The following is a 15,724-nucleotide window of genomic DNA, read 5'->3' on the forward strand; positions in this document are numbered from 1 at the left end:
AAAACGCAACCGTGGTTCCTATTCTCCCCCAATCAGTCCCCAGCCACCAGCGGCTCTGGCTGCTCAGTGGTACGGGAGAAGGGCCAAAACTGGCCGGGGCCTTGATAGGGCGGGGCTGGCAGCTAAGGGTGAGTGTTGTTTCAGCCGCCGCTGCCCGCGCCTATCCAAACCATCCCAAACTGGAAATCCAAATTGGCGCCCTGGGAAATAACGGCGAATTAAAGCTTGCCCTCGAGCAATGGCCCTGCCGCTGGGTAATTGATGCCACCCATCCATTTGCACGCCATATTCATCAGCAACTAAACCAAGCCTGCGGCGAATTACACCAGCCACTGCTGCGCTATTGGCGGCCGGAGCTGGCACCAGGAAAGGCAAAAATTTTGCCCAATCTTGCCGCCCTAAACAATGAAGCTCTTGAGGGCAAGGTATTACTCCTAGCCCTTGGGGCCAGGGAATTGAGCAAAGCATTGCAATACAGCAGAGCTAGCGACCACTGCGTGCGCCTATTGCCTAGCCCTGGGGCCCTAAGGCAGGCCCTTAGCCATGGCTTAGCACCTGAGCGGATTGCCTGCTTGAAACCCCATCCGAGCCAATGGTTTGTGGAGGCAGCTCTCTGCCGCCAATGGGGCTGCCACAGCGTGCTCACCCGTCAATCGGGGGGCCTGAATGAGAACCATTGGCACAAAGTTTGTGAGGCACTTAATTTGCAATTGCTTCTAATCGCCAGGCCTCAAGGGGAGGGCCTAAGCCTTGATGAAGTGCTAACAAAAATCGGAATATTTAACGAGGATCAAGCCTAAATATCAGGCAAATTACTATCTAAAAGTGTTTTTAATGATTCCTGCGAACGGGGACCCATTTGGGTAACAACCCTACCCGCGCAGATCGAACCGGCATGCCCGCAACGTTCGTAGCTCCAGCCTTGGCTATAGCCATAAAGGAAACCAGCGGCGTAGCAATCACCGGCACCTGTGGTGTCGAGCAAATCGCCAAAGTGATAGGGCGGTATTGAAAGAGTAGTATCACCAGTGAGCACCAATGATCCCTCAGAGCTGCGCGTGAGGCAAGCAATCTTGCAATGACCACGCACTAAATCCGTAGCAACTTCAAAGGAATCAGTGTTATACAAACTAGTGATTTCTGCTTCATTAGCAAACAAAATATCAACATAACCTTCCACTAATTCAAGAAAGCTCTGTTGATGCCGTCCCACGCAAAATGGATCAGAGAGGCTTAGGGCAACCTCACCGCCATGGGCTTTTACTTCAGCGGCAGCGGCAAGAAAAGCTTGTTTTGCGGCCTCAGCATCCCAGAGATAACCCTCTAGATACAGAACTTTGGTTTCACGCACCATAGAAAGGTCTAGATCCTTGGGATCTAAATCAATAGAAGCGCCAAGAAAAGTGCCCATCGTGCGTTGGGCATCAGGGGTAACAAGAATCATGCAGCGGGCAGTGGCAGCTCCTGATACAGCGGCGGGAGTATCAAATCTTGCGCCAGTGGCCCTTAAATCATGGGCAAATATTTCACCCAACTGATCATTGCGCACCCGGCCGATAAAACCGGCCCTAGCCCCAAGCTGGGCAACGGCTGCAATCGTATTTGCGGCAGAACCTCCGGAGGTTTCGATGCCATTCCCCATGGCGCTATACAAGCTATCTGCCTGCTCAGCGTTCAAAAGGGCCATGGTGCCTTTTTGCATACCTTGCGATAGCAAAAATTGCTCACTGGCTGGAGCCAACACATCAACGATGGCATTACCAATGCCAACCACATCGAAGCGGGGGGATGTCATGCGCTCAGGAGTGCTCGTTTTGGTCCGTGGATGGGATCCTCCACCACGATCGTTTGATCACGGCTGGCCCCAAGCGACACAATTGCAATGGGCACCTCCATCAATTCAGCTAGAAAACGCAAGTAGGCCATTGCCGTGGCGGGCAATTCATCTAAACGGCGACAATCGGCCGTGGAGGTTTGCCAGCCGGGCAGGGTTTCATAAACTGGGCGGCAACGGGCGAAATCAGCTGCACTGCTTGGGAAATGCATAATCCGCTCACCATCGAGCTCATAGGCAACACAAACTTCAATTTCATCTAGTTCATCAAGCACATCCAGCTTTGTGATCGCCAAGCAATCAAGGCCATTCACTTCAACGGCATAGCGACCGATCACTCCATCAAACCAACCACAACGGCGGCGGCGGCCAGTGGTAGTGCCGTATTCACCGCCGCGATCGCAGAGGTGATCCGACAGGCTCCCCTCCAGTTCCGTTGGGAAAGGGCCCTCACCAACCCTTGTGGTGTAAGCCTTGGCAACCCCAATTACGCGATCGATCAGGGTGGGCCCCACTCCAGCGCCAATACAGGCGCCCCCAGCCACAGGATTTGAGGAAGTTACGTAGGGATAGGTGCCGTGATCTAAATCAAGCAGGGTGCCCTGGGCCCCTTCAAAAAGAATATTTTTGCGTGCTTTTGCTGCCCCATGGATGCTGCGGATGCAATCCACCACATGGGGTGCCAATAGGCGCCCATAACCGGCGTATTCAGCAATAACAGCCTCAGCGTTAAGGGGCTCTAGGCCATGGATTCGCTCCAGGAGCAAATTCTTGGTTTTAATTGGGCCCTCGAGCCTTTCGCGCAGGTGTGCCTCATCAAGGAGGTCGATTACCCGAATGCCATTGCGCTCTGCTTTATCTGAATAGGTGGGGCCGATGCCGCGGCCGGTGGTTCCGATGCGACCACTACCCCGTTGCTCCTCAATCGCCTTATCGAGCAGGCGGTGATAGGGCATGGTTACGTGGGCAGTGGATGCCACCTTCAAACCACTGGCATCAATGCCATTGCTGGCGAGCATCTCCAGCTCACCGAGCAACACCTTGGGATCAACAACAGTGCCTGAACCGATCAGACACATGGTGTCTGGGTAGAGGATTCCCGAGGGAATGAGGTGCAACTTGAGCACCTTGCCATCCACAACAATCGTGTGACCGGCATTTACCCCCCCCTGGTAACGCACCACCACATCGGCGGAGCGGCTTAGCAAGTCGGTAATTTTCCCCTTGCCTTCGTCACCCCACTGAGCCCCTATGACGACAACGTTGGCCAAGGCAAGGGCGGCACGGGGCCGCTTCTCAAGACAATCCGAAAGTTTCTCAGATCAAGGTGCCTTGAGTCAAAGAAAAACTTTCAAATTGCTGCGAGATTGCTCAAGATCCTCTGGTAACACTAGTTTCCGCCTTGTGTAATTCCTTATCTATGCGCTTTACCAAGGCCTCGGGCAATGGTCTATTGGCATAGCTGGCGTAGTGGCCAGCTAAGGAATTCAAAGCTGTTTGCATTGTGGTGAAGGAGGCGAGTCCGTTCACGGAGCTATTGGGGCGATAGAGGGCGATGTAGCTATTGATTAGGGCCCTGGCATCTCGCTGCTGGTTAGCCCGCTCTGGCCCCTCAGCCGGAGTGGAGATGGTGGTTATCAAGGCTTCTGCCACCGCCATGGTGTCGTCTACATAGGATCCGGTTAAACCGGAAGCAGATTCACCACAAGCCGTTAGGCCAAGGGCCAAACAGCCGATCAGAAGAAAGCTGAGCAAAGGCTTTATCAGTTGCTCGTTTATTTGGTTTTGCATGTGCCTTAAGAGCGATTGCAGCTTTGTGGGCAACATGGTTTCCAAGCAATTGCTAAAGCTTAATTGCTACGCCAACGGGGGGGCAGCTGCGCAGCTGTGCAATGGCTGATTGCAAGCTGTTTTAGCCAAGTTGGAGGAAGGCTTCCATCAGCCCCCGACCAACTGCGTTCAAGGGAAGGATCGCGTCGATTAATACCCAGCAGCGGATCCTCACGGCGCAAATTAATCAAACTGATCAAACCGCTGGCCGGCCTAGCGCCATCGCACTCCAACTGAACCTCCAGGCTGATTTGCTCTCCAGCTGGATTTTTAATTAAAACCGGCAGTTGCCAAAGGCTTCGATCTGGCCCTAAACGGGTTTTGGTTTTTGATTCACCTAGCCACACCTCACGGCTGCCTAAGCGGGCAACAGGCTGCCCGCAGCCCCATAGGCAAAGCAAAAGGCCAAAGCCCGAGAGGGGGAGCAGGGATTTCACTAATCACCTAGCCGTTGAAGGCTCAGGCGCTTGAGTAAAAAATCTATTAGTTCAGATGCAGGGCCCTCCTGTTTATCGCCACTGCAGCGTTCAACCAACTCCACCACCCCATTGGCGGCTCCCCTGCCCACCACCAGTCTCCAGGGAATGCCGATCAATTCAGCATCCTTAAATTTCACTCCCGCCCGCTCGCTGCGATCATCCAAGAGCGCATCAACACCAGCTGCTAGCAATTGCCCATAGAGCCCCTCTGCCAGGTCCACCTGTTGGGGATCTTGGGCACTGGCGATTACTAACACCACCTCAAATGGGGCAATCGGCACTGGCCAAATGATGCCGGCAGAATCGTGGTTTTGTTCAACAGCAGCCTGGGCCAAACGCGAAACCCCAATGCCGTAACAGCCCATCCACAGGGCCTCCTCCTCTCCCTGTTCATTGGTGAAACGGGCATCAAGCGCTTCTGAATACTTCCTACCCAATTGAAAAATGTGCCCCACCTCAATGCCGCGGGTGGCCTGGAGCACTTGAGCTGGATCGTGGCAGCAGCGGTCGCCCGCTTGGGCGGAACGCAGATCAAGCACCTCAGGCAGTGGAATCCCATTGGTGCCCCAGCGGGCCCCAACCAAATGTTGGTTAGGGGTGTTTGCACCGCAAACAAAACAGTTGAGCTGAGCGGCGCTGCTATCGGCGTAACGCAAAAATTTTGGCGCCAGTGATGGGCTGCCAGCCAGCACGGAATCATCCAGATCAGGACCCACATAGCCCATCGGAATCAAGCGGGGATCTGCCAAGCAAGATGCTTCCAAGGCCTGCAGTTTGAGCAGGCTTCCCCATTGGGAACCATGGGCTCTGGTTAGGGCATTGCTCAATTTCACCTCATTTAGTTGCTGGTCGCCCCGCAGGCTCACCAGCAATGCGTGGCCAGTGCCATTGCTGAAACGCGCCACCAGCAAAAGCACCTTCACCGTTTGGCTCGGTTGAAAGCCATGGGCTGAACAAAGGGCTTCAATGCTGGTTTGACCAGGGGTCGCCAGATAACTGGCCTCGTCTATCAAAAGTGGTTCAGCTTCCGGTGCCAAGGATTCAGCCCTTTCCTGGTTGGCGGCATAGCTGTTATCTGCGCTGATCAAAATCAGATCTTCACCGGCGTCGGCCGTAACCATGAATTCCTTACTGGCGGAGCCACCAATCGCACCGCTATCAGCATCAACTGCGATCGACTGCACACCGCAACGGGCAAAAATTCGCTTATAGGCCGCTTCCATCACCCCATAGGTGTTGGCCAGGTCGCCGCTGCTGGCATGGAAGGAATAGGCATCCTTCATGATGAATTCGCGGCCGCGCATCAAGCCAAAGCGGGGTCTGATTTCATCACGGAATTTGGTTTGAATTTGATAGAGGCTTGCTGGTAATTGCCTGTAGGAACGCAACAAATCAGCAGCCAGGGTGGTGATTACCTCTTCATGGGTGGGGCCAAGCCCCAGGGCACGATCCTGGCGATCCACCAGGTTGAACATGATTCCTTCCCCATCGGTGTAGCCAGCCCAACGGCCACTGCGCTGCCAGAGCTCTGCCGGCTGGAGCTGGGGCAAGAGGGTTTCCAGCGCGCCGGTGGCATTCATCTCCTCTCGAACAATCGCTGAGATCTTGCTTAAAACCCGCCACATCAAAGGCAAATAGGCGTAGATGCCAGCCGCCAGCCTTCTGATGTAACCGGCCCTCACCAGGAGGCGATGGGAGGGGATTTCAGCTTCGGCGGGGTCATCGCGCAGCGTCACCAGGAGTAAACGGGAGACGCGCATGGGGAATTTGTGGTTTGGCCGGAAGCTATCACTGGGCCGCGGCGATGGGACGCTTTTTTTAGCTCCACAGCACAGGATTTAAGCCTGGACCAACGAAAAACATCTGCTATGGTCTGGCGAAATCCCGCTTGTCCAAGAGCTGTCTCATGGTTGCCATATCCCCCATGGGTTACACGAACGAAGAAGTAGTTGCCAGTGATGCACTCATCTCCATCGATGACGTGCAGCGGGCCCTAAATCGCTCTAGGGCATCTGTTTACAGATACACAAACACCGACCCCCGCAACCTCAATCCACCCTTTAATGCCCGCAAGCTCAATCCTGAATACCGCAGCGACCAAAAGGAAGCGTTGCTATTTCACCCCAATGAGGTGGCTCGTTTTGCCAGGGATGTGCTGCGCATCAAGGAGGTAACGGTTGAAGTGCTCAACTCCCCCTATTCAGCAACTCAACAACTGCTCAGCACAATCCTCGAGGAACTGCGTGATATCCGTGTTCTGCTAGCTGAATCAAGTAGCAACAGCACCACCGACCTGAATTCGCGCCGGGATCTAAAGCGCAATGTTGCCTGATGCAAACCTAAAAGCTGCATATCCTTGCAGCGCCTGTCATTATGCAAATAACCCAATCCAAGGGTTGTTGTTGATCCCTTTGTATGACACCTGGCTTAGAAACTGATAGTGAACAAAATGGAGAGCCCCACAGTAGGGGCTTCCATCCAGTTGCTGAATTAACCGGATTAAGCATTGGCTTTGCAGCAATTTTATTGCCAATTTGCTGCGTTTTGGCTGATCAAATACTTCCCTTGCCCACCAATCAAGTGATTATTGGCGTCGCAGCGCCACAACCCCTTCGTACTGAAGCGCCTGAAATACCCGGATTGGATCGCTGAATCCCGCCGCATCCAGCAGAGCCGAGCGGCGAGCTTCACCAATCGGGTAGAGCCCTTGATTGATAAGGGGCAGTTCCTGGCCGAGGCCACTGGCCCTTTGAAATTGCCCTAGGGCCCCCTGGAATTGCTGTTCCATGGCGCTATTCAAGCCGCTGCCACCGCCCATTAAATCAAGCAGCAACAGGGGCGCCCCAGGCTGTAGCAAGCGGGCCAAGGAAGCGAGAAAGGCCAATTTGGAGCCATTGTCTGCCAATTCCTGCAACACCAGCACGGCTGTGGCAGCAGCAAAACATTGCTCCCCAGGCAAATTCTCCACCGGACCTTGAACCCATTGCACCGCTTCGGCATCACTGCCAAGCCTCTGGCGGGCCGCCTCCACCATGGCAAAGGAGGGATCCACTGCTGTGAGCTGCCAATCGCTTCTTTGCGCCCTGGCCTCTAGTAGTTCAGCCCCAGTGCCGCAACCAACCACCAGCACAGGCGCCCCCTCTACGGCGGCCGTTGGGAAGCCAGACATCAAGGCCACCGATAAACGAGCCAAACTGCGATAGCCAGGAATTTGGCGTTCGGCCCTGTCGTCGTAGGCGGAACTGGAAAGTTGTGTTTCCAAAATTTGTGGCCTGGGTAAGTTGCCAAATGTTAGGCAGAGCCATTCGGTTGCCCCGGCCGGTTAAGTTGGCTGGCACCTAATCAATCCAAACGCCGTGCCCACCATCCGTTTTGAGCAGGAAGCCCAGCAGGTTGGTTGCATTGAAGGGGCAAATCTCCGCAAAGCCGCCTTGGATGCTGGTATCAACCCTTACAAAGGCCTGAATAACCTCAACAACTGCGGTGGGGTAGGCCAGTGCGGCACCTGCGTTATGGAAGTGGTGGAGGGTATGAACAACCTCTCGCCCCGCTCAGATGTGGAGGAGGTTTACCTCGCTGATCGCCCCGCTAACTACAGGCTGAGCTGCCGCACCAGCGTGAATGGCGACGTAACTGTTAGAACCCGCCCTGCCGATGGGGCGGGTCAAGGATCAAACAGTTTGCTTGGTGCCCTCAAGGCTCTGTTGCCAAGCCTCCGTCGCTAAATTGCTCTAGTTTTTGCAATAAATTATCCACGCCAGCACTATTTATCCCTGATAAGTAGGTGAGTTTTAACTGCTCCAAGATTTCCGAGAGCAGAGCCTGGCTCTGCTCCAATGTTGCTGTTTCACCTAGGGCGTCCCCAAGCTCATGCCAAAAGGCTTCACTGGCACTTAGCCATAAATCTTTAACCCGTTGGTCATCCCTACTCAATTCAGCGGCTGTGCCTTTGGATAGATCTAAAAGGGCTTCGATTACACCAGCGGCTAATTGCCTACTGAATTCCCTCTCCATTATTTGCACCGGCTGAAGTTTTTGCAGCGGTGCTGATAGTGGGGTTTTAACTAAACTTCTTTGCAAGCCATAGGCCAACAATTCCTTACCTTGGGGCGCCAATCTTGGCAAAACCCGGCCAAGTAATAAGGGAAGCCACAGCCGCAATAAACCTTCAATATCTTGCTTTTCAGCAACTTGAAAACTGTTTGGTTTGCCTAATCTTTTAATTCGCTGTTCCCATTGGGGGGAACGAATTAACCCCTGCAAACCCTCTACTAATTGCAGCGCAATTACTTCAATCAGTTCCACAGCCAACAGGGCCACAACGCCCCTGCTCACCACCACTCGCACCGGTTCAACATCCACTAGGCCACTACTCCTAAGCCTGCTTGCCACTGGTATCACGCGGGCAACACGCCAAAAAGGCAGTAGTAAAGGCAAATCCATCCAACGTCTCAAGCAAGCATCACGCCATGAAAGAGCTGGAAAGCGGCGTTTTAATTGCAGCACTCGCAAGAGAATATCCAGGGCAAATACGCTTTGAAACCACACCAAATCAATGCGCCAGAACCGCTCAGTTGCCCTACCGGTTTCATCGATTGAACGCCAATAATTAGTTGCAACCAGGGGTAACACCTCCTGTTGCCAAAAAATACGTTCTGCCGGCCATGGATTTAAAAGTAACCATTCAGAGCTGAATAGTTTGGCCGCCCCAAGCCGAGCAGATTCAAGGCCGGTGCGTTGCCTTAAACGGTTTTTGATCCGTTCCAGGGTGCCTGTTTTATTAGCCGCCAAAAAGGGGTTTTCGGTTATTAATTTATCCGTAAGCGCCAACTGTTGCCCTAATAATTGTTTGCTTTTATTAGTTGTAAGTTTATTGCTTAATAAATGTTGATCCAAATCATGCCAACGCCTTAAATAGTTTTCCGTATCGCGATGGGGTTCGATACCTTTGATCGGGTCGTAGTAAGGAGTGATATCAGGTAAAAAAGTAAGCGGTATGGCTATGGCAACCCCTGGAAATAAATACAACTGCCGTTGCAACCAAAAATTACGCAATGGCACATAACTGATATCAAACACCACCAACAGCAAGTTGAGGCTGGCCCAAATGGCCACAAATAAATCCCAACTGTGCCCCAAAGGCCTTAGGGGCAGATGGTTGCGCCATTTAGGGGCATGCAGCCAGCGGGGTCGCACCATCACATATTTTCAATCACCCCAGGCTATAGGGAGTAACTTGCCCTTGATTGCGGGCTAACAAGGTGGCATTGCACCAATTAGATCAATTTTTGCAGCAAGCGCGCCTGGATCCAAACCTGGCCGAGCAATTGAAACAGCCCATGGATCTAGAGGCTTTCCTTGCTTTGGCAAGCCGAGCCGGTTACCAGCTCAGTGAACAGGATGTGTTGGCAGCCCAGGCAAGGCAGGAAGCAAGCCTGAGCAACCGCGACCTACAACAGCGTGCTGGGGAAGAAGCCCGCCGCTTGCGTTCTTTCATTCCCGGCTAGTGCTCAGTTTGTAAATTGCAGCGCCTTGCCCCGGCAGGCTTCATTGAATTGGCCCTTTTCATAGCCAACAACACCTGCCACCACCGTTGCTTCAGGCCAACCGATCAATTCCCAACCCTCAAAGGGACTCCAGCCACAGCGGCTTACCACCTCCTCCCTAAGCACGGGCTTGGAGCGATTCATATCTACCAACACCAAATCCCCATCCCAACCAGGCTCCAACTTGCCTTTACGTTCAATTCCATAGAGTTCAGCTGGTTTCAAACTCATCCAGTTGGAAACTTGGGCCAAGCTGCATCGGCCAAGGCCAACTTGAGTAAGCATCAAAGCCAGTGATGTTTCAACCCCTGGCATACCAGAGGGACTATGGGGATAGGGTTTTGCCTTTTCTGTGAGGGTGTGGGGTGCGTGGTCGGTGGCGATGCAATCGATAACCCCATCCAATAGGGCTTGCCAAAGCATTTCTCTGTCTGCAGCGGTGCGCAGGGGTGGATTCATTTGGGCAAGGCTGCCGATTAAGCCATAGGCACTGCTATCCAGCAAAAGATGCTGGGGGGTTACCTCTGTGCTGATCAGAGCGGTTTTGTTGTGGCGCAACCATTCCGCCTCTGCCCCAGTGGTGAGATGAAGCACATGTAAACGGCGGCCATAGCGATTTGAAAACAGCACAGCCCGCTGGGTGGCAAGCATCGCTGCCTCTGGATCATGCACTTGGGAATGGAGATCCGGCGGCCGTTCAGAGGGGTTGGGGTATTGGGCTAAAAGCATTTCACTGCGCTGGCGCAGCCGCTCTTGATCTTCTGCGTGCACGGCAATCAAGGCCTTGCCAGTTGCAAAAATGCGTTCCTGGCCATCGATATCACCACAATCAAGGATGCCCTTGCCGCTTCCCATAAACATCTTTATGCCGCACACCTGGCCTGGGTTGCTTAGGGCATCCAGGTTGGAGCAATCACCGCAGGCACCAAAAAAGAAGCCGTAGTGCACGCGGCTAACCGCTGCAGCCCGTGCCAACTTGGCTATGAGCGCCTCGGCACTAATTGTTGGTGGCACCGTATTAGGCATTTCCAGGTATGCCGTTACCCCTCCCCGTAAACAGGCCCGGCTGGCGCTAATTAGGTCTTCCTTATGGGTGAGGCCAGGATCACGGAAGTGCACTTGGGGATCAATCACCCCTGGCAACACGGTTAACCCATGGGCTTCCAGCACAGGGCCATCCCAAGCAGCGGCTGGAATCTCATGGCAGGCCTCAATTACGCCAGCTCGGATCTCTAAATCCAGCGATCTCAAACTGCCATCGGCTTGCAGCACTTGGCCACCGCGCACCATCAAATCTCCTTCGGCCATAGCCATGGCAAATGCGCAGCAGCTTTGCCCCTAGTGTGCATATAAAGCACTGTTTCGGCTTGGAAGAACCACAACAGGAAGGGGGGTTTTGGCGCAGCCTGCTGTTACCGCTGGCTTTGATCTTGCTAACGAGGCATTTTTTGCTGGAGGCCCGCTATATCCCCTCCGGTTCAATGCTGCCCGGCCTGCAGTTACAGGATCGTTTAATGGTTGAAAAACTCAGCAGCCGCCAACGCAGCCCCAGGAGGGGAGAAATAATTGTTTTTAATGCCCCCCAGGCCTTTGATCCGGCCCTTAAAGACTCCTACCGCCCAGGCCCACTGCAATGCTTTTTTGTTAACTTACCGATTATTGGTGCCCTGGCTGGCCTCCAGGCGCCAGCCTGTGATGCCTACATAAAAAGAGTGGTGGCAATAGCGGGAGATCAAGTTGTTGTTGATCCAAGCGGCAAAATACAAATAAATGGTAAAAAAGTTTTTGAACCCTATGTAAGCAATTACTGCAGTTCATCACCCTGCAAATCATTGCAAACTGTGGTGCCAGCTAAATCTGTTTTGGTTTTAGGTGATAACCGCGCCAATAGTTGGGACGGACGCTTTTGGCCTGGCACAAACTTTGTGCCAGAGGATCAAATAATTGGCAGGGCGCTGTTTCGTTTTTGGCCGCCTAACAGGTTTGGCTCACTTTTGCACCCTGATCCCAGCGCCAAGCCTGTGGCGCCTGCAACCCAGTAGCCAGCACTTGTCCTTTTAATTGCTCTTGCCTTAAGGGGCGATTAGCAGCAAGGCTGCCAGCTTGATAGGAAAAGGGGTGCTGGGGATCAAATAGCAACCAACGGCTACTGCCTGGCACCAGGATCTCTGGCCGAACACCCAGAAAACTGGCAGGTCCCCAACTAAGGGCCTGCCATAGTTCCGCAGCACTCCATCCATCCCCTTCCACCAGGGCATGCCAAAGGCTGGGCAACACCGCTTGATAGCCGGCCACACCAGGCCGCCTTTGATCAAGGGGTAGCAGCTGTTCCTCAAGATCTAAGGGGCAGTGATGCACCGCCACAGCCTGCAATAAGCCGGATCGCAGGGCTTGCCTCAAACGGCAACGATCCAATTCCCCGCCAAGGGAGGGTTGCACCCGCCAGCCCTCAGCCTGGGGATTTAGTTCTGCGTTGTGGGTTAGCAGGTGCCACCAGCTCACGCTGGCCTGGGGAGGTTGCTGGCAGTGTTGCAATTGATCCAAAGCCGCTGCCGTTGATAAATTCATCAAGCGAAAAGGCAGGGCTGAACCAGTTGCCGCAATAAGCGCTAATAAACTTGCCAATGGCAGCGTTTCGCTAGCGGGGGGGTCGCCTGGCCAACCAAGCCGCAGGGCAGCAACCCCATCGCGCACAAAACCACCTTGGGTTAGATCTTGGTCCCTTGGCGCCAGCAATAGGGGAGCCTCCAATACCTCACCGAGCACAACAGCCCGCTCCAGCAGAGGCATTGGTGGAATCGACTCCGATTCAGCAAGGCCAATGGCCCCTGCCTGCAGCAATTCTCGATGGGGTGCAAATGCCTTGCCATCACCCGCAAGGCTTAGGGCGCCCCAACAATGCAACTGCAGGGGCTGGGGCCATTGCAGTTGCAACTGTTCAGGTTGATCCCTCCAGCAACGGGCCTGGGGTAACAAAGCAACACTTCCATAGCCAGCGGCGGCACATTCAATGCCAAGGCTTTTGAGGGTTTCGGCAGGGCCTAGTTCTGGATCTTCAAGAATGCTGTGGGGATCTACAAGTACAGGTGCGATCAGCCATTGGCTTTGGGCCTGCAGAACAACAACCTCAGAATCAAGGGCTGCCAATTGCTCTGCTTGCTGATCAAAGGCCAGCAGTTGTTGGCCAGCTAATAGAACCGATGTTCGCCTCAGGGGTTGATTTGGGCCCTCTAAGAACTGCAGCTCACGCAGAAGAAACTTCACAGGGCCCCAGCTGCAGTGCGATCAAGCACCCCCCCCAGATGACCGGTGAGATTTAAACCTGCCACCACAGGTTCGCCAATCCCCCCGGAGCCGTAATCGATCACACTCACCCCACCATTGCCCTGCTTAACCGCCCAAATATCAGCTGGGGAGAGCCCTAGCAGGTAACAAAGGATTGTTTTATTCACTGCATCGTGGGCCACCACCAGGGCGGTTTCCTGGTTGCTTAAACCAGCCACAATCGCCTGCCAACTTTGAACCGAACGGTCCCACACCTGTTGAATTGTTTCGCCACTGGGCATTTCCACCGTATGGGGGTGGCTTTGCCATGCGGCCAACAAATCAGGCCAACCAGCTTGGATTTCAGCTTCTAAACATCCCTCCCATTCGCCGTGGGCAATTTCCACAAGTCCGCCACAACTGGTAAGTGGAACTGCTTTTGCTTGGGCCCTAAGGATTGCTTCTGCTGTTTGACGCGGCCTGGCCATGGAACTGGTGTAAGCCCGATCCAATTCAACATTTTGCAAGAACTGAGCTGCTGCCTCAGCCTGGGCGTAGCCCCGATCGTTTAAAGGAATGTCGATTTGCCCCTGAAACCTGCCCTCGCGGTTCCAATTTGTTTCCCCATGGCGAACAAGCAAAAGCCTGGGGCCACCTGAACGCTGGGGCAATGGATCATCAAGGTGGGAAATCGTATTGAGGGATTCAATCTGCACTTCGCCACCAGGGCGCAAATTCAAAACCGATAGGGAACAGTTATTGATGCGGTAGCGGTTGAAATGGCTGGCAGGTAAGCCAAGGGCAGCAAGTAATAAACAACGCAAAATTCCGTTATGGGCAACCACTAAAACCGTGTGATTTGCCTCTGGTGGATGTTCAGTTGTTAGTTGCTGCCAGAGTTGTTCAGCTTGGCTGTGCAGCTCCTGTACTGGTAGGTAGGGCCTGCCATCTGCTTGCTGCAACTGCAGTTCAGCCGGTGCCTGCTTCCATTGCAGGTGGGCCTCTGGATACTGTTCAGCCACCTGGTTGCGGGTGAGCCCAAACCATGGGCTGAGGTCGATTTCAAGCAACAGATTGCTGCTTGTGATCGCTGCTTTACCCCCTTGGCACTCCATTAACAACTGGGCAGTGCGTTGGGCCCTCTGCAGGGGGGAACACAAAATCGCATCAATGCTTAATTCCGCCAGGGCCTTACCCAGCTGGCGGGCCTGTTGCTCCCCTGCGGCACTGAGCACAGAGGCATCCTCCCGCCCTTGGATGCGTCCTTCGAGATTGAAGCTGCTGAGCCCGTGTCGTACCAGTAAAATCCTTGTGGCCACAGGACTCTTTAGGATCTGATTAGCCATCGTAGGACGCACCGTTGCCCCCCAAGCGCACTGCCGTTGGTATCACTCTGTTGGCTTGGCTAAGCCTGCTATTAGCAAGTTTGATCTGGGGCTTTTCCCTGCTGGATAGCCTTGATCGCCCCTCCGTGGGCAATGCCCTCGAGCAAAGGCAACTGGAACTAAATCTGCTGGCGATCCAAGGAAAACAAAGCCCAATAATTGAAAAGCTGGTGGAAAAAAATCCAACCCAGTTATTGCTAGAGGCAGTGCAAAAAAGCAGCACTGCAAGCAGTAGTGAAAGTTTGCTTGAGCAGGGCCTGCTGGAGTTGCAGCTCGGTAAAAGCGCTGCTGCAAAACTGCATTTTGAATCGGTGGCAAGCAATGGCAGCCCCCAGCAACAGAGCTTGGCTAAAGCCTTGCTCAGGCCTGAAGCAAGCGAGCAATTGCCCCCACTTCCAGAGAGGCCGATATATCGCTTACTGAGTTGCAAAGCCCTTGCAAAACCCACCAACTTATGTGTGGCACCGCCCCTAATCGAACAGGCAAAAACCCGTTTGATCTTGGTGAGCCTGCTGCCCTTGGCTGGGGTGGTGGCTGGGGTGTTGCTGCTGGGCAGATTGCTTTGGCAGATATGGCGCCATCGCCTCAATGCAGCACCAGAGCTACTCGGCCCAGGCTTAAGCCTCATGGAAACAGTATTGGTTGTTGCCGGTGGTTTTGTTGTGCTGGGGGAGGTAATCCTTCCCCTGGTGGCGATGCCACTGGTTTCAAAGCTGATATCCCTTTTACCCCTAGAAGCTGCCGCCAGCAGTGGCGCCGTTGTTATGGGGCTCTACAGCTTTACAGCATTACCAGCTTTGCTTTTGATCTGGGCCTTTAAAGGCAAGGATTTGCAATGGAATCCCAGCTGGAATGCCATTGGGCAGGGCTTTAGGGGGCTGCTGCTCGCTTTACCCCTGGTGGCATTGGTGGGATGGGTGGTGGAACAAATCTGGCCCCAAGCCGGAGGCAGTAATCCGCTGCTCGAACAGGTTTTAGATAGTAGAAATGGCACCGCCTTAGCCCTGCTTGCAATCACAGCAGTGGTGTTAGCGCCATTATTTGAAGAGCTTTTGTTCCGTGGCCTGCTGCTGCCGGTGCTGGGGGGCTATTGGGGAAATTTTGCTGGTGTTGTTATCAGCGCCCTGGTTTTTGCACTGGCCCATTTAAGCCTTAGTGAGGCAGCACCCTTATTTGTGCTCGGCCTAGGGCTCGGCTGGGTGCGGCTACGCAGCGGCAATTTGAGCAGTTGTGTTGTTATGCATGGGCTTTGGAACGGTCTCACTTTTTTCAATCTAATAATGCTCGGCAGTTAGTTAGCAAAAGCGGTTAAATAATGGAAGCTTTTCCGTAAACCCTTGCCACCACCAGTGGTGGATGGTTCACTAGCGCATCTTGCTTAAGCTC

At 53.7% G+C, this 15,724-nt stretch carries 16 protein-coding genes; 6 read left to right on the plus strand and 10 right to left on the minus strand.

The window, feature by feature from the left end; all coding sequences use genetic code 11:
- Positions 1-11 precede the first annotated feature (11 nt).
- The gene (locus KBY68_RS04945) at positions 12-800 is read left to right on the plus strand and encodes a precorrin-6A/cobalt-precorrin-6A reductase (protein ID WP_255096131.1); all 789 of its coding nucleotides are present in this window, start codon (positions 12-14) and stop codon (positions 798-800) included.
- Here the strand turns inward: KBY68_RS04945 and KBY68_RS04950 are convergent.
- The 5 genes from KBY68_RS04950 to KBY68_RS04970 all read right to left on the minus strand — a co-directional run bounded on the left by KBY68_RS04950 (position 797) and on the right by KBY68_RS04970 (position 5,903).
- Complete coding sequence (locus KBY68_RS04950; protein ID WP_255096132.1) at positions 797-1,795, minus strand: adenosine kinase; 999 nt, start codon at positions 1,793-1,795, stop codon at positions 797-799. The two genes, KBY68_RS04945 and KBY68_RS04950, sit on opposite strands and share 4 nt — an antisense overlap.
- Complete coding sequence (locus KBY68_RS04955; RefSeq protein WP_106499209.1) at positions 1,792-3,105, minus strand: adenylosuccinate synthase; 1,314 nt, start codon at positions 3,103-3,105, stop codon at positions 1,792-1,794. The genes KBY68_RS04950 and KBY68_RS04955 overlap by 4 nt, the downstream gene beginning before the upstream one ends.
- A gap of 100 nt (positions 3,106-3,205) precedes the next feature.
- Complete coding sequence (gene psb27 / locus KBY68_RS04960) at positions 3,206-3,661, minus strand: photosystem II protein Psb27 (RefSeq protein WP_255096133.1); 456 nt, start codon at positions 3,659-3,661, stop codon at positions 3,206-3,208.
- A gap of 23 nt (positions 3,662-3,684) precedes the next feature.
- Positions 3,685-4,101, minus strand: coding sequence for a hypothetical protein (locus tag KBY68_RS04965; protein WP_255096134.1), 417 nt, complete (start codon positions 4,099-4,101; stop codon positions 3,685-3,687).
- On the minus strand, positions 4,101-5,903 hold the full coding sequence (locus KBY68_RS04970) for a proline--tRNA ligase (protein WP_255096135.1): 1,803 nt from the start codon (positions 5,901-5,903) through the stop codon (positions 4,101-4,103). The genes KBY68_RS04965 and KBY68_RS04970 overlap by 1 nt, the downstream gene beginning before the upstream one ends.
- A gap of 146 nt (positions 5,904-6,049) precedes the next feature.
- Between KBY68_RS04970 and KBY68_RS04975 the strand changes: the two genes are divergently transcribed.
- Positions 6,050-6,475, plus strand: coding sequence for a DUF8631 domain-containing protein (locus tag KBY68_RS04975; protein WP_106499206.1), 426 nt, complete (start codon positions 6,050-6,052; stop codon positions 6,473-6,475).
- Between the two features lie 252 nt (positions 6,476-6,727).
- Here the strand turns inward: KBY68_RS04975 and KBY68_RS04980 are convergent, their stop codons facing one another.
- Entirely contained in the window at positions 6,728-7,405 is a 678-nt protein-coding gene (locus KBY68_RS04980) for a class I SAM-dependent methyltransferase (protein ID WP_255096136.1), read from the minus strand.
- Between the two features lie 94 nt (positions 7,406-7,499).
- On the opposite strand from KBY68_RS04980, the gene KBY68_RS04985 reads away from it, so the two are divergent.
- Entirely contained in the window at positions 7,500-7,868 is a 369-nt protein-coding gene (locus tag KBY68_RS04985; RefSeq protein ID WP_106499204.1) for a 2Fe-2S iron-sulfur cluster-binding protein, read from the plus strand.
- Here the strand turns inward: KBY68_RS04985 and KBY68_RS04990 are convergent.
- Positions 7,837-9,342 (minus strand): hypothetical protein, encoded by a 1,506-nt coding sequence (locus tag KBY68_RS04990; protein ID WP_241536998.1) that lies wholly within the window; start codon positions 9,340-9,342, stop codon positions 7,837-7,839. The two genes, KBY68_RS04985 and KBY68_RS04990, sit on opposite strands and share 32 nt — an antisense overlap.
- 62 nt (positions 9,343-9,404) lie before the next feature.
- On the opposite strand from KBY68_RS04990, the gene KBY68_RS04995 reads away from it, so the two are divergent.
- Complete coding sequence (locus KBY68_RS04995) at positions 9,405-9,650, plus strand: Nif11-like leader peptide family RiPP precursor (protein WP_106499231.1); 246 nt, start codon at positions 9,405-9,407, stop codon at positions 9,648-9,650.
- 3 nt (positions 9,651-9,653) lie between these two features.
- Here KBY68_RS04995 and KBY68_RS05000 read toward each other — a convergent pair whose 3' ends face one another.
- Positions 9,654-11,003, minus strand: coding sequence for a dihydroorotase (locus KBY68_RS05000; RefSeq protein WP_255096137.1), 1,350 nt, complete (start codon positions 11,001-11,003; stop codon positions 9,654-9,656).
- Positions 11,004-11,056: 53 nt separating this feature from the next.
- On the opposite strand from KBY68_RS05000, the gene lepB reads away from it, so the two are divergent.
- A complete protein-coding gene (gene lepB, locus KBY68_RS05005) occupies positions 11,057-11,731 on the plus strand; it encodes a signal peptidase I (RefSeq protein ID WP_255096138.1) in 675 nt (224 codons plus the stop codon).
- On the opposite strand, the gene KBY68_RS05010 is transcribed toward lepB, so the two are convergent.
- Together KBY68_RS05010 and KBY68_RS05015 are read right to left on the minus strand one after the other, a co-directional pair.
- Positions 11,664-12,953, minus strand: coding sequence for an amidohydrolase family protein (locus KBY68_RS05010; RefSeq protein WP_255096139.1), 1,290 nt, complete (start codon positions 12,951-12,953; stop codon positions 11,664-11,666). The two genes, lepB and KBY68_RS05010, sit on opposite strands and share 68 nt — an antisense overlap.
- Positions 12,950-14,299, minus strand: a complete 1,350-nt coding sequence (locus KBY68_RS05015) for a histidine phosphatase family protein (protein WP_261345711.1) — start codon at positions 14,297-14,299, stop codon at positions 12,950-12,952. Before KBY68_RS05015 ends, KBY68_RS05010 begins: the two co-directional genes overlap by 4 nt.
- 14 nt (positions 14,300-14,313) lie before the next feature.
- Between KBY68_RS05015 and KBY68_RS05020 the strand changes: the two genes are divergently transcribed.
- Positions 14,314-15,633, plus strand: a complete 1,320-nt coding sequence (locus KBY68_RS05020; protein WP_255096140.1) for a CPBP family intramembrane glutamic endopeptidase — start codon at positions 14,314-14,316, stop codon at positions 15,631-15,633.
- The last annotated feature ends 91 nt before the right edge of the window (positions 15,634-15,724 follow it).

The sequence above is a fragment of the Synechococcus lacustris Maggiore-St4-Slac genome (genome assembly GCF_024345595.1).
Classification (GTDB): Bacteria; Cyanobacteriota; Cyanobacteriia; order PCC-6307; family Cyanobiaceae; genus Synechococcus_D; species Synechococcus_D lacustris.

Excerpts from the sequence above, each read along its gene's own strand:
- KBY68_RS04950 (WP_255096132.1), bottom strand. The coding sequence starts at position 1,795 with ATGACATCCCCCCGCTTCGATGTGGTTGGCATTGGTAATGCCATCGTT.
- psb27 (WP_255096133.1), bottom strand. The coding sequence starts at position 3,661 with ATGTTGCCCACAAAGCTGCAATCGCTCTTAAGGCACATGCAAAACCAA.
- KBY68_RS04970 (WP_255096135.1), bottom strand. The coding sequence starts at position 5,903 with ATGCGCGTCTCCCGTTTACTCCTGGTGACGCTGCGCGATGACCCCGCC.
- KBY68_RS04975 (WP_106499206.1), top strand. The coding sequence starts at position 6,050 with ATGGTTGCCATATCCCCCATGGGTTACACGAACGAAGAAGTAGTTGCC.
- KBY68_RS04990 (WP_241536998.1), bottom strand. The coding sequence starts at position 9,342 with ATGGTGCGACCCCGCTGGCTGCATGCCCCTAAATGGCGCAACCATCTG.
- KBY68_RS05000 (WP_255096137.1), bottom strand. The coding sequence starts at position 11,003 with ATGGCTATGGCCGAAGGAGATTTGATGGTGCGCGGTGGCCAAGTGCTG.
- KBY68_RS05015 (WP_261345711.1), bottom strand. The coding sequence starts at position 14,299 with ATGGCTAATCAGATCCTAAAGAGTCCTGTGGCCACAAGGATTTTACTG.